Consider the following 12,918-nt stretch of genomic DNA (forward strand, 5'->3'; position numbering starts at 1 on the left):
GCCGCTGACTCCGCTGACCACGGCGTTGAGGTGAACGGGAACGGGCGGGCACCCCCGGTTCGGGGTGCCCGCCCGTTCGAGCGTTGCCGAGGCCGGTCAGCCGCCGGGGCGGTCCGGCGGGCGGCCGGGGTTGTTGGGCGGCCTGGAGGGTGAGTCGTTTGCCCGTCGGTCGTTACCGCCGCCGTTGCGGGGCTTACCGGCGCTGATCATGATCGTCACGATGCCGCCCTTGATGGTGCGCCCGCTGGGGCTGGTGCCGGCGGCGGTGCCGGCGGGGCAGTCGGAGGTGATCCGGCTGCTGGACACGACCGGCTCGAAGCCGGCGCCGGAGATACGGGACTTGGCCCGGTCTACGTTCAGGCAGCCGACGCCGGGGATGGTGCGCTGGTCACCGACGGAGATCTTCTTGCCGGGCGCATCGAAGTTGATTCGCTTCTTGCCCTTCATAGCGTCGCGCAGGGTCTCCCAGACCGGCGGGTTGATGCCGTCGGGCTCGTTGTGCTTCATCTTCACGTTGGTCTGCGGCCAGTCCGGGTCGGCCATGATGCCGGCCACCGCGTACTGCTTGGTCATCGCGACCAGGGCGGCGCTCTTCTCGGAGTCGGTGGTGCCGGACTTGCCGGCCACCGGGGCGTCGACGATGCCCTTGGTCTGGGCCGCGGTCCGGCGGCCACCGCACTTGCTGGTGGAGGAGTTGTCGCCGACCGGGCACCGGGCCGCGTCCACCGCGGCGCGGGCCACCTCGGTGCTGACCCGCTTCTCGCAGCGCGGGTTGGCCACGTCCAGCTTGTTGCCGTCCAGGTCCCGGATCTCCTGCACCGGGATCGGCTCGCAGTACTTGCCGTCGGCGGCCAGGGTGGCGTACGCGTTGGCCAGATCCAGCGGAGTCACCTGCGAGACGCCCAGGGTGAACGCGCCCCACTGGTGCGCGGCCTCCTTGCTGCTGGCGAACTCCGCGTCCTTGCTCTGCCGGAACTGGATGCCGAGGCGCTTGGCCACGTCCACCACGTTCTCCGCGCCGACCTGCTGCTGCAACGGGACGAAGTACGTGTTGATCGAGGCGGAGAAGGCGCTCCACATGCTCTGCACGCCGCCGGCCTTCTCGCCGGAGTTCGTCGGGCAGTAGAGGTCCGTTCCCTCACAGGCGGCGGGACTGCGCTTGTCGATGATGTACTCGGACTTGAACTGCTGCGGCGCGTTGAAGGTGTAGCTGAGCGGGATGCCCTTCTCCAGCGCGGCCACGATGGTGAAGATCTTGAAGGTCGAGCCGGCCTGGTAGCCGGTGATGCCGTCGCCGCCGGTGAGCAGCGGGTTGACGGTGTTCGGATAGTTGCCCCGCTTGCCCTTCTTGCGCTGCTTCGGGTCGCTGTGCGGCTTGTTCTTGGGCTTGTCGGGGTTGTCGAGCTTGAAGTTCCGGTTGACCGACAGCGCCCGGACCCGGCCGGTGCCGGGCTCGACCACCGCGAGCATGGCGGTCTCCTTGGCGGTCACCGGCTTCGCCTTGCGCACCGCCTTGTCGGCGCCGGTCTGGGCCTGCTTGTCCAGGGTCGTGATGATGGTGTAGCCGCCGCTCTTGAGCCGCCGCTCCCGGTCGTACGAGGTCGACCCGAACGTCTCCTGAGACATCCACCAGCGGTAGAAGTAGTCGCAGAAAAAGCCCCAGGCGTTCTTGTTGGTGGCGACGCAGCCGTTGGGTGCCCGCTTGCCCTTGACCACCAGCTTGACGGCCTTGGCCTTGTCGGCCTGCTGCTGGGTGATCGCCCCGGTCTTGACCATGTTGTCGATCACGTAGTTGCGCCGGTCGACCGCGTGCGGGTAACCGTCCTTGGTGGTCGGGTCGAACGAGGTGGGAGCCTTCACCAGGCCGGCGAGCATGGCCGCCTCTTCGATCTCCAGTTTCTTCGGCGGCTTGTTGAAGTAGACCTGGCTGGCGGCGTAGACGCCGTACGCGCCGTTGCCGAAGGCGGCGAGGTTGAGGTAGCGCTCCAGGATCTCGTCCTTCGACATCTCCTTGTCGAGCTGGAGGGCGTATCGCATCTCGCGCAGCTTGCGGGCGCTGGTGTCCTCGGTCGCCGCGATCACGTCGGCCGGGTGGGTGGCCGAGTACGCGATGCCCATCCGGACGAACTGCATGGTCAACGTCGAGGCGCCCTGCCGGTCGGCGCCGGCCTGGCTGTTGTTCACGAAGGCCCGGGCCACCCCGTTGAGGTCGACCCCGTTGTGGTTGTAGAAGTCGTGGTCCTCGGCGGCGACGATCGCGTTGCGCATGTTCTCCGAGATATCGGCGAACTCCACGTCCCGCCGGTTCTCGTCGTACATGGTGGCCAGCGGTGTCTTGGCGTCGGAGGCGAGCAGGTAGCTGATCTGTGGTGCGCGGGCCACGGTGAGCTCCTTCGGTAGCGCACCGAAGGTCTCCGCGCCGGCCTTCGCGGCCAGGCCCGACATCGCTACCGCGGGGAAAGCCGCAGCGGCGACCACCACGCCGGCCAACAGCCCACAGATGAGCAGCGATGCGGCGTTGGTCAGAATGTTGTGGTCACGTTTCCGCATCCAGGTCACCTCGACAGGGTACGCGAACAGGTAACGAGGGGCGCTGGGGCGTCTTTTCCCCATTTCCTGCGCGCGCCGTCCTCGTTGTGCTAGACGCGTGGCACCGGGTGTCCGGTTGCGTGGATTCGAGCCGAGTTTCCTCCCCATGGAGGTCGCTCGCAGCGTTTTCGGCGACCTCGGTGGGGTAAGCGGCGATCCCAGGCCCGAGAAGCCGGGAGTGTCCGGAATGATGGATTTTGCCGACAACGTTGCGTAATCGTGTGACTACAGAGCATGATGTAGGCGGCGACAGAGCCACATGTCGTCTGTGCCGCCTCGGGGTAAGGCGTGCCGGACGACCCGGGGGGATTGCCGGCTGGCCCGCGACGGCGTCGGTAGTACAGCAAGGGGGGACGTGTACAGATGGGCATGATCACTGACTGGCCGTCGTTGGCGGCGTGTCAGAACGGGGACCCGGACGCGTTGTTCGTACAGGGCGCCGAACAGAACGTGGCCAAGCGGATCTGCCGGAGCTGCCCAGTCCGGTACGAATGCCTGGCCGACGCGCTGGACAACCGGATCGAGTTCGGCGTGTGGGGTGGCATGACCGAACGGGAACGTCGCGCGTTGTTGCGTCGCCATCCCCAGGTCACCAGCTGGCGCAAGATGTTCGAGGCGGCGATGAAGAAGAACGCCAAGGACAAGGCCGGCAAGGACAAGATCCTGGCCGCGACCGGCAACTGAACCACCGGCACGGTCGGCTGCGGCTTCCCGCCGCTCCGACCGTCGGTCAGGGGCGGCTGATCGCCGCCGCGATCGTCCGTAGCCCGTCGACGTCGTGCACGTCGGCGGGCTGCGCCGTCACCGACACGGCCGGCACCTGGGGAAACGCCTCGGTGAATCGCGCTGCGACCTGCTGTTCCCGTACCGCCTGCTCGGCCAGGGCGGCGTGCGCCCGCAACACCTGGACGGTGCCCTCATGGCCACCGGCCGCGGCCAGGCGGTCGGCGGCGGCGCGGCTCTCCGCAGCGCCCAGCTCGGTCGCCGTCGGCTGGTGCACCCGGTTGAGTACCAGGCCGGCGAGCGGCATCTGCTCCGCGCCCAGCCGACCGGCGAAGTAGGCGGCCTCCCGGACCGCGTCCGGCTCCGGCGCCGCGACCAGCAGGAACGCCGTCTCCCGCGCCTGCAGGATGCGGTACGTCTGCTCGGCGCGCTGCCGAAATCCGCCGAACATCGAGTCGAGCGCGGCGACGAAGCCGGACAGGTCCGTCAGCAACTGGGTGCCGATCACCTTCTGCACCACCCGGGAGAACATCCCGAAGGAGGCGGTGACGAGGCTGAACATGCTGCGACCGCCGCTGCGTGCCGGAGCGAGCAGCAGCCGGAGCATGCGCCCGTCGAGAAACCGCGACAGCCGGGCCGGTGCGTCGAGGAAGTCCAGCGCCGAGCGCGACGGGGGAGTGTCCACCACGATCAGGTCCCACTCGCCCCGGGCGTGCAACTGGCCGAGCTTCTCCATCGCCATGTACTCCTGCGTGCCGGCGAAGGTGGAACTCATGGCCTGGTAGAAGGGGTTGGCGAAGATCTCCGCCGCCTTCGCCGGGTCGGTGTGCGCCAGCACCACGTCGTCGAAGGTGCGCTTCATGTCGAGCATCATGGCGTGCAGTTCGCCGCCGCTGCCCTCGACGTCGATCCCCTTGACCTGCCGGGGTGTGTTGTCCAGCTCGGTCAGGCCGAGGGACTGCGCCAGTCGCCGCGCCGGATCGATGGTGAGCACCACCGTGCGGCGGCCGTGCTGTTCGGCGGCGCGCAGCGCGAGCGCGGCGGCCGTGGTCGTCTTTCCCACCCCGCCCGCACCGCAGCAGACCACGATCCGGACTCCCGGATCGGCCAGGATCCGGTCGACGTCCAGCGGCGGCGCGGCGTTGTCGGGAGGCACCAATCGAGCGTATCGGGCTGACCGGCTCCGCGCGCCAGGCCGAGGTGAGGTGTGAGTCAATCGCCCTGGACGAGCGTGGCGGCGAGCACCTCCAGGCCGGCGCGGTCCACCCCGTCGGGCAGCAGCGGTAGTTCGACCAGGGGCACGCCGAGGTCCACCAGATCGGTGCGGAGTGAATCCTCCAACTCCCGGCGGATCATCAGGTCCCGCGCCTCGTGGTGCAGGCCGCTGACGATCCCCGCGCTGGCGGTCAGCCCGGCCGCGCGCAGTCCCCGCGTCAGTTCCGCCTCGGAGACCAATCGTCCGGTCGGCAGCGGCGCGCTGGTCCCGTTGACGATCACCCGCCCCACGCCGAATCCGAGCGAGGTCAGTTCGGCGATCGCGTCGACCGTCTCCTGCACCGGCATCTCCTCCAGCAGCGTCACCACGTGCACGGCGGTCATCGGGGAGCGCAGCAACGCGGAGACTCCGTCGCTCTGCGTCTTGATCGGCCCCATCTTGGCCAGCCGGGCGGTCTCGGCGGTGACGTTCAGAAAGCGCCCGATCCGGCCGGTGGGTGGCGCGTCCAGCACCACCGCGTCGTACACCCGCCGCTGGTCGACGGTGCGGGTGGTGGCCTCCTTGACCTTGCCGGTGAGCAGCACGTCGCGCAGACCGGGAGCGATGGTGGTGGCGAAGTCGATCGCGCCGAACTTGCGCAGCGCCCGGCCGGCCGCGCCGAGCTTGTAGAACATGTCGAGGTATTCGAGCAGGGCCTCCTCGGCGTCGACCGCGAGCGCCGACACCTCGCCGCCGCCGGGGGCGTCGGCCAGGTGTCGCTCGGCGTACGGCAGCGGTTCGGTGCCGAAGAGCTGGGCGATGCCCTGCCGCCCCTCCACCTCGACCAGCAAGGTGCGTCGACCACCTGCGGCCAGGCCAAGGGCCAGCGCGGCGGCCACGCTGGTCTTGCCCGTGCCACCCTTGCCGGTCACCACGTGCAGGCGCGCGGGCCAGTCGATGCCGGCCCGGTCCGTCGGTCGCTGCGCTGCTCCCACCCGTCGAGCCTATCCATCCGGCGTGCTCAGGCGACCTCGCAGACCCACCAGCCGGTCTTACGGATCACCGTGAAGCGCAGATCCTGATCGGCGATCTTCTCGTCGGCGGTGGTGACGGTCACCGTGGTGGTGACCGTCGCCCGGTCGCCGGTCTCGTTGTCCACGGTCGGGGTGTCCCAGCGAAACCGGGGATTCTGGTAGGTCGCGACATACTCCTCGACCTCGGACACCTTGGCCCGGATCTTGTCCTGGTCGCGTGCGGCGGTGCAGACCAGATCCGCCGCCTTGGCGGCGTCCTGGTCCTGGTAGATCGCGGTCAGGAAGTCGTCGACCGCCACCGACGGATCGGGTGCGCCCTCGCCCGACTCGGTGTTGCGCAGGGTGAGGAAGGCGGCCACCCCGCCCCCGGTGCAGAGCAGCAGCACCACGGCCAGCGTGAGCGAGGCCAGCAGTGGCCCCCGCTTACGCGACGGTCCGGCCGGCGAATGTTGCCGCCGATATCCGCCCTCGGGCGGCGCACCGTGGCCGGTGGCCGGTGGCGGGGGCTGAGCCGGTGAGCCGGCCGGCGGGAGATCGGCGGGGCCGGTCGGGCCGCCGGCGGGTGGCTGGGTCATCGGTCCCCCCGGGTGCGGCGCAGCACCGCGTCGAGGCGGTGCGCGTGGGATCGGGTGGCCGGGCCGGGCGCCCGTCCAGACGGGAAGGGTAGCGGTCCGCGGTCCCGCTGCGGAGAGCCCGGTCTGTCCGGTACGGCGATCGCGATCAACTTTCCGCTGGTCGGGTGTCGCAAATGTGACCTAACGCAATCGGGCGCGCGCGTCCTGTTGATGGGACCGCTGCTCCGGTCCTACGGTCGCTCCGGCACGCCCCGGCCCGGGCCGGACGGATGGGTCCCGGACCGGTGGGCGACGCCGTGACCAGGTACGACGCCCGGAGGCAGTGCATGCGCGACACGGACAACACCCCCCGAGCCCAGTTCCCCGGCGGGCTGTGGCGGGGCAGCCGGACGGCTGGCGGAGACTCCTCCGGCCGGCTGCCGGTCAACGAGCGGTCGTATCGGCGTCCCGTCGAACCGGTCACGAGTGCCGAGCCGACCAGCGGGCGGGAGGAGGACGGCCCCGGGTACGTCATCCACCTGCCCATTCGGGTGACCGATCTGGCCGCCGCCACCGCGTTGGCCGGCCGGCTGGCGACCTCGCTGAACTTCCTGCTCGAACTCGACGCCGGCGAGACCGAGGTGTCGACCGCCGACGACCAGAACAACCGACACCGGGTCTTCTGCGACCTGCTGCTGCCGGACCGTACGCGCTGCCCCCAGCCTTACGAGCATCCCGGGCCCTGCGGCGAACTGTCGCCGGCACCCGAGCAACGGGCCGTTCCCGAGCAGTGGCCCGATGCTGAACAGCGTCCCGCGTCCGGGCCGGCCGGCGGACCGTAGGCTGTGTACCGAAGCGTCCATGCCACCGAGGGAGCCCTCCACCAATGCAGAAGTGGGAATATGCCACCGTCCCGCTGCTGGTCCACGCGACCAAGCAGATCCTCGACAACTGGGGTGAGGACGGCTGGGAACTCGTCTCCGTCGTGCCCGGGCCGAACCCGGAGCAACTGGTCGCCTACCTGAAGCGCCCGAAGGTATGAGTGCCGTGACCAACGGACCCCACGCCAGGCTGGCGGAACTCGGTCTGGAACTGCCGGAGGTGGTGCCGCCGGTGGCGAGCTACCTGCCGGCGGTGCAGTCCGGGCAGCACGTGTACGTCTCCGGGCAACTGCCGATGGCCGAAGGCAAGCTGCTGGCCACCGGCAAGGTCGGCGCCGGCGTCTCCGCCGAGCAGGCCAAGCAGTTGGCCCAGCGCTGCGCACTCAACGGGCTCGCCGCGATCGACTCGCTGGTCGGTCTGGAGAACGTGGTCAAGGTCGTGAAGCTGACCGGCTTCGTGGCCAGCGCCGCCGGCTTCACCGGGCAGCCGGGCGTCATCAACGGCGCGTCGGACCTGTTCGGCACCGTCTTCGGCGAGGCGGGACGGCACGCCCGGTCGGCCGTCGGTGTCGCGGAACTACCGCTGGACGCGCCGGTGGAGGTCGAGGTCATCGTCGAGGTCTCCTGACTTGCCGCGATCTTGCAGTTCCGCCCGGACGAAGGCCTCTAACGAGGACGAATCGGGGACCGGAGCTGCAAGATCGCGGGGGTGCGTTCGTGGAGTCGTACGATCGCAGCCATGGGAGGGCATGTGACGGGGGCGGCGACCGCCCTCGCCAGCGAACTGCCGGACTGGGCGGCGCTGCTGCGGGCACCCAACCCGGGGCCGATGACGCTGGACGGCACCAACACCTGGCTGCTGCGGGCCGGACCCGGCGAGCCGGCCGTGGTGGTCGATCCGGGGCCGGCGGACGAGGCGCACCTCGCGGCGATCGTCGCGCAGGGGCCGATCGGGCTGGTGCTGATCACCCACGGCCACCCGGATCACACCGAGGGCTCGACCCGCCTGCACGACCTGCTCGATGGAGTCGCCGTCCTCGCCGCCGACCCGGCGCACACCATCGGCGGTGCGCCGCTGGCCGGCGCGGGGCCGGACCTGAGCGGTTTCGGCCTGGAGATCCGCCTGCTCGCCACCCCCGGGCACACCGCCGACTCGGTCTGTTTCCTGGCCGAGCGGAACGGCCAGCGGGTGGTGCTCACCGGTGACACGATCCTCGGCCGGGGCACCACCGTCGTCGCGCACCCGGACGGGCATCTCGGCGACTACCTGGCCAGCCTTCAGCTGCTCTCGGCGTACCGGGGAACACCGGCGTTGCCCGGGCACGGCCCGGCGCTGGCCGACTGCGGCGCCGCCGCCAACTTCTACCTCGCCCACCGTCGCGCCCGCCTCGACCAGGTCCGGGCGGCGCTGGACGCCGGTGCGCGGACCGCGGCCGAGGTGGTCGCGGTGGTGTACGCGGACGTCGACCGGTCGCTGTGGTGGGCGGCGGAATGGTCGGTGCGCGCCCAACTCGAATACCTGGGCCGGGAATCCGACGGCGGCGACGCGAGGTTGGATCCAGCGTGACCTGCCCGGTGTGCGGAACCGTCGCCGTGCCCGGCGCCCGGTTCTGCCACAACTGCGGCGCCGCGCTGCCGGCCGCCGCGACCCTGCCCGCTGCCGAGCGCCGGGTGGTGACCGTGCTCTTCGGCGACCTGTCCGACTTCACCTCCTGGTCGGAGGATCTCGACCCGGAACGCGTCGGCGCGGTCACCGACCGGGTGCTGGCCGCGCTGGCCGGGGCGGTCAAGACCTTCGGCGGGCACGTCGACAAGCTGACCGGTGACGGGATCATGGCGGTCTTCGGCGCTCCCGTGGCGCACGAGGACGACGCCGAGCGGGCGGTACGCGCCGCGTTGTCGATGCAGCGGGCGGTGCGCCGGGTGCTCGACGACGAGCGGGGCGGCGGCGCGCCGGTGGGACTGCGGGTGGGGCTCAACACGGGTGACGTGATCGCCGGCATCCAGGCCGCCATCGAGTACACCGTCATCGGCGACACGGTGAACACCGCCGCCCGGCTGGCCGACGCCGCCGCCGTCGGTGCGGTCTACGCCGGTGGGCGTACCGCCGCGGCGACCCGGCACGTCGCGAGTTGGCGGGCGCTGCGACCGCTGCGGCTCAAGGGCAAGCGCGAGCCGGTCGAGGCGTACGAGCTGCTCGGTCTGCTGGACGCGCCCGGCACCCGCTCGGGTCTGGGCGACGAGGCGCCGTTCGTGGGCCGGGAGACCGAAATCGGTCGGGTGGCGGGCCGACTCGCCGAGGTGATCGACCGTACCGAGCCCCGGGTGCTGCTGATGACGGCCGAGGCGGGCATCGGCAAGTCCCGGTTCGCCGCCGAGGTGGAACGCCTCGCCGCCGGTTACGACGTCGGTGCCGGCCGGTACGCCGCGCACACCGGCGCCCGGGTGCTCTCGGTGCGCTGTGCGGCGTTCGGCGAGCGGCGTCGACTGGCACCCCTCGCCGACCTGGTGCGCGCCGCGACGGGGTTGCCGGACGACGCCGCGACCGCGGTCACCCGGGCCGCTGTGGAGGAGCGGCTGCGTCGGCTCGGGCAACGGCTCAACCGGGTCCGGACGGAGCCGGCCCCGGTCGCCACCGACCAGCTGCTGGCGCTGCTCGGGTACGCGGAACTCCCCGCCGGTGGCCCGACGGACCAGGGCGAGTGGAGCACCGTACAGACGCCGGCCGACGTCGACGCGGTGCCCAACGCGGTGGCCGACCTGCTCAGTGCGCTCGCCGAGGAGGCGCCGCTGGTGATGATCGTGGACGATCTGCACGACGCCACCGCGGAGACCATCGGCGCGTTGGAGGTCACGCTGTCCCGGCTCGCCGGTCCGGTGCTGGTGTTGCTGCTCGGGCGGCCCGAACTGGTCCGTACCGCCGGCACGCTGGCCCGGGTGTCCGACGCCGAGGTGCAGCCGCTGCCGCCGCTGCGTGGCGCCGACGCGGCCCGGCTGCTGACCAGCTACCTCGGCGGTGGGCGGCTGCCCCAGGCCGACGCCGACCGGTTGCTCGCCACCGCCCAGGGCAACCCGTTCTACCTGGCAGAGCTGGTCACCCTGCTGATGGAGCGCGGGGCGCTCATCGCCGGGACCCGCAACACCTGGCGGCTGGCACCGGGCTCACTGGGCAGCCGACTGCTTTCCCGGGACCTCGCGGCGGTGCTCGCCGCCCGGATCGACGCCCTGCCGGCGGAGGCTCGCTCCGTGCTGCGGGACGCCGCGGTGGTCGGCGACACCGTGCCCGACGGTGCGCTGGAGGCGCTGCGTGAGCAGTGCACCGCCAGCGACGGCCGTCCGGCCGCCGTCGCCGCCGTCGAGCTGGAACGGGCCGTGGAGGAACTGCTGCAACGCCGGATGCTGCACCGCACCCGCAGCGGGTACGCCTTCGCCACCCCGCTGATGCGGGAGGCCGCGTACTCCGGGATCAGCAAGGCGGAGCTGGCGGAACGGCACGCCGCGCTGGCCCGCTGGGCGGCTCCGGTGACCGAGGCCGCCAGTCCGAGCGGCATCGGGACCGGACCGGGCGGCTTCCCGGAGGCGGCCCGGGACGACTTCGTGGCCGAGCACGTCGAGCGGGCCACCGCGCTGGCCGACGCGGTCACGCTGCGTCCGGACGCGCCAGCCCGGGCGGTCGCGCCGCTGGGCGTGGCGGCGCTCGGCCGGGCCACCCGACGGGCCCTGCAAGCGGGAGAGCCGGCACTGGCCGTCGAGTACGCCGAACGCGCCGTCGAACTGGCCCGTGACGGAATTCCCGCGGTCGACCGGGTGGCACACGCCCGGGCACTGCTCCAGGTCGGTCGGGCCACCGACGCGCTGGCCTCGGCCGAGAAGATCGCCGCGAACGTGGGAGATCCGGCGACGCGGGCCAGCGCCCTGCTGCTCGCCGGGCAGGCCCAGCAGGTGATGGGTGATCTACGCCGGGCCGAGTCCTGCTGGCGGGAGGCGCTTCAGGTGGCCGGCGACGCCGACCTGCCCACCCTGCGTGCGTCGGCGATGCGCCGGCTGGGCATGAACGACTTCCTGGTCGGCCGGCTGGGGCAGGCGAGCAGCCGGCTGGCGGCGGCGTACCAGGTGAGTCTGGGCGCGGGGGACCGCCGGGGGCAGGCGTGGTCGTTGCAGAACCTCGCCTGGGTGACCACCACCCGCGGCGACTTCGCCGGTACGGACGCGGTGCTCGGCCGGGCCGCCCGGCTCTTCGCCGAACTGAAGGACCCGTACGGCCGGGCGTGGCTGCGCGGCACCACCGCCTTCGCCCGGCTGCTAGCCGGTCGGTTGCGGGAGGCGCGCCGGCTGGCCCGGGTCTTCCTGCCGTTCGGTGAACGGGTCGGTGAGGCGTGGGCGGTGGGCACCCTGCGGGCGGTCGACGCGTACGCCAACGCCGAGCTGGGCGAGCTGGTCGACGCCGACCGGGAGGCCCGGCGGGCGTACCGGGACTTCGCCGCCGCCTCGGACGACTGGGGGCAGGGCTTTGCGCTGGTAGTTCGGGGCGTGGTCGCCCGGGGGCTGGGCGAGCCGGAGCACGCCGCGGACCTGCTCACCGACGCGCTCGCGTACGGCCACCGGACCGGTCACCCGCTGCTCACCGGGATGGCCGGTACGCTGCGTGGCTTCGTCGCGCTGGAGATGGGTGACGTGGCCGGCGCCGAGCGGCACGCCCGCGCGGTGCTCACCACTGTGGATCCGCACAATCCGCAGGCACCGGCCCAGGTCGCTCCCCGGGTGCTGCTGGCCACCGCCCGGCTGGCGACCGGCGACTCGGGTACCGCGGTCGGCCTGCTCGCTCCGGTCGCCACGAGGGCGGCCACCACCCCGTCCCTGCTTTTCCCCCGCCGGCAGTCGATGGCGCGTTACGCCTCGGCCCTGCTCGCTCACGGCCAGCGCGAGCAGGCGCTGGACTGGGCTTACCGGGCGGTGCGGGTGCAGGCCGAGGACGTCCGCAGCCAGGTGGTCGCGGCGAGCGTGCTGGCCGAGGCGCTGGCCGCGTGCGGGCGGCCAGCGGAGGCGAAGGCCAGCGCCGAGGACGCGGTTCGGCTGGCGTACGCCACCGAGCAGCGCAGTGAGCGGGCCGCCGCGGAGGCGCTGCTGAATCGGCTGCGTACCCCCGGCTGACCGCACCCGCCCGCGACATCGGCGTGCCCCGCCCCGGCGGCGCTGCCGGTGGGCCGCGCTGTCGAGGAACCGGGTCGGGTGCTCTCGGCCCGATTCGTCCGGTGGATCGCTGGCCGGTGCGGATCTGACGGTTTCGGGGATGCGATCGGTCGGGGCTGGCCGCTAGCGTGACGGGTGCACGCGGCCGTCGCTGTCGTTGGTCGCGCCGTCGAGGGGGGCGAAGATGAGGCTGCCGCGTTCGGTCGCGGGGTGGACGATCGCGGTGTTCGGCGTGCTGGCGCTGGTGACGGGGGCGGTCGGCCTGCTCTGGCCGGAGGCGCTGTTGCGGATGCTCGGCTTCGAGATCCCGCAGAGCCGGGCATCGGGCGACTACACGGGTGTCTTCGTGACGGCCTCCTCGATGGCCTCGTTCAACATGGGGGTCTACTACCTGCTCGCCGCAGCCACCGAGTGGCGCGCCTTCTACCGCTTCACCGTGGTGTTCCGGCTGGTCACGTTCACGGTCTTCACCCTCGCGGTGCTGGCCGACGTCGCACCGGGGCGGTTCTTCGGAGTGGCGGCCTGGGAGGGCCTGGGCGCGGTGGCGACCGCCGCCGGACTGTGGTGGGACGCGCGGCGGTCCGCTGGCACGACGGGTCGGTCCGGCGTGATCGTCCCAGCGGGCGGGAACGGATCGACTGCGGGCGAATCGGAGCAGGAAGACGACCGGCGCGCTGCCGATGCGTCGGGTTCGGGGCCGGCCACCGATGCGGTTCAGTGAGCGGCCGGCAGAGTTCGGTATTTTCGAGATT

Annotated in this window: 11 protein-coding genes; 7 read left to right on the forward strand and 4 right to left on the reverse strand. The window is 71.9% G+C overall.

Annotated elements, in window-relative coordinates; translation table 11 throughout:
• Positions 1-96 precede the first annotated feature (96 nt).
• Positions 97-2,550, reverse strand: coding sequence for a penicillin-binding protein (locus AC2CHE_RS11195; protein ID WP_484504838.1), 2,454 nt, complete (start codon positions 2,548-2,550; stop codon positions 97-99).
• A gap of 402 nt (positions 2,551-2,952) precedes the next feature.
• On the opposite strand from AC2CHE_RS11195, the gene AC2CHE_RS11200 reads away from it, so the two are divergent.
• Positions 2,953-3,273: a WhiB family transcriptional regulator gene (locus AC2CHE_RS11200; RefSeq protein WP_093409985.1), complete on the forward strand. Its 321-nt coding sequence runs from the start codon at positions 2,953-2,955 to the stop codon at positions 3,271-3,273.
• Positions 3,274-3,319: 46 nt separating this feature from the next.
• Here AC2CHE_RS11200 and bagB read toward each other — a convergent pair whose 3' ends face one another.
• The 3 genes from bagB to AC2CHE_RS11215 are packed head-to-tail and all read right to left on the reverse strand — an operon-like array spanning position 3,320 to position 6,116.
• Entirely contained in the window at positions 3,320-4,471 is a 1,152-nt protein-coding gene (bagB, locus tag AC2CHE_RS11205) for an ATPase BagB (protein ID WP_484504839.1), read from the reverse strand.
• 53 nt (positions 4,472-4,524) lie between these two features.
• Positions 4,525-5,502 carry an ATPase BagA gene (gene bagA / locus AC2CHE_RS11210; protein ID WP_484504840.1) on the reverse strand — a complete coding sequence of 326 codons (978 nt, stop codon included), beginning with the start codon at positions 5,500-5,502 and terminating at the stop codon, positions 4,525-4,527.
• Positions 5,503-5,528: 26 nt separating this feature from the next.
• Positions 5,529-6,116, reverse strand: coding sequence for an Rv0361 family membrane protein (locus tag AC2CHE_RS11215; protein ID WP_484504841.1), 588 nt, complete (start codon positions 6,114-6,116; stop codon positions 5,529-5,531).
• Positions 6,117-6,442: 326 nt separating this feature from the next.
• Between AC2CHE_RS11215 and AC2CHE_RS11220 the strand changes: the two genes are divergently transcribed.
• The 6 genes from AC2CHE_RS11220 (at position 6,443) to AC2CHE_RS11245 (ending at position 12,887) form a co-directional block, all read left to right on the forward strand.
• Entirely contained in the window at positions 6,443-6,937 is a 495-nt protein-coding gene (locus tag AC2CHE_RS11220; protein WP_484504842.1) for a hypothetical protein, read from the forward strand.
• 44 nt (positions 6,938-6,981) lie between these two features.
• Positions 6,982-7,137 carry a Sp36 family protein gene (gene sp36, locus AC2CHE_RS11225; protein WP_412818755.1) on the forward strand — a complete coding sequence of 52 codons (156 nt, stop codon included), beginning with the start codon at positions 6,982-6,984 and terminating at the stop codon, positions 7,135-7,137.
• Entirely contained in the window at positions 7,134-7,604 is a 471-nt protein-coding gene (locus tag AC2CHE_RS11230; RefSeq protein WP_484504843.1) for a RidA family protein, read from the forward strand. Before sp36 ends, AC2CHE_RS11230 begins: the two co-directional genes overlap by 4 nt.
• A 111-nt stretch (positions 7,605-7,715) precedes the next feature.
• On the forward strand, positions 7,716-8,543 hold the full coding sequence (locus AC2CHE_RS11235) for an MBL fold metallo-hydrolase (protein ID WP_484504844.1): 828 nt from the start codon (positions 7,716-7,718) through the stop codon (positions 8,541-8,543).
• Positions 8,540-12,127 (forward strand): adenylate/guanylate cyclase domain-containing protein, encoded by a 3,588-nt coding sequence (locus AC2CHE_RS11240; RefSeq protein ID WP_484504845.1) that lies wholly within the window; start codon positions 8,540-8,542, stop codon positions 12,125-12,127. Before AC2CHE_RS11235 ends, AC2CHE_RS11240 begins: the two co-directional genes overlap by 4 nt.
• A gap of 223 nt (positions 12,128-12,350) precedes the next feature.
• Positions 12,351-12,887 (forward strand): hypothetical protein, encoded by a 537-nt coding sequence (locus tag AC2CHE_RS11245; RefSeq protein WP_484504846.1) that lies wholly within the window; start codon positions 12,351-12,353, stop codon positions 12,885-12,887.
• Positions 12,888-12,918: the final 31 nt, after the last annotated feature.

It is taken from the genome of Micromonospora sp. ATLC16 (assembly GCF_057196645.1).

Excerpts from the sequence above, each read along its gene's own strand:
- AC2CHE_RS11195 (WP_484504838.1), bottom strand. The coding sequence starts at position 2,550 with ATGCGGAAACGTGACCACAACATTCTGACCAACGCCGCATCGCTGCTC.
- AC2CHE_RS11200 (WP_093409985.1), top strand. The coding sequence starts at position 2,953 with ATGGGCATGATCACTGACTGGCCGTCGTTGGCGGCGTGTCAGAACGGG.
- AC2CHE_RS11215 (WP_484504841.1), bottom strand. The coding sequence starts at position 6,116 with ATGACCCAGCCACCCGCCGGCGGCCCGACCGGCCCCGCCGATCTCCCG.
- AC2CHE_RS11220 (WP_484504842.1), top strand. The coding sequence starts at position 6,443 with ATGCGCGACACGGACAACACCCCCCGAGCCCAGTTCCCCGGCGGGCTG.
- sp36 (WP_412818755.1), top strand. The coding sequence starts at position 6,982 with ATGCAGAAGTGGGAATATGCCACCGTCCCGCTGCTGGTCCACGCGACC.
- AC2CHE_RS11230 (WP_484504843.1), top strand. The coding sequence starts at position 7,134 with ATGAGTGCCGTGACCAACGGACCCCACGCCAGGCTGGCGGAACTCGGT.
- AC2CHE_RS11235 (WP_484504844.1), top strand. The coding sequence starts at position 7,716 with ATGGGAGGGCATGTGACGGGGGCGGCGACCGCCCTCGCCAGCGAACTG.
- AC2CHE_RS11245 (WP_484504846.1), top strand. The coding sequence starts at position 12,351 with ATGAGGCTGCCGCGTTCGGTCGCGGGGTGGACGATCGCGGTGTTCGGC.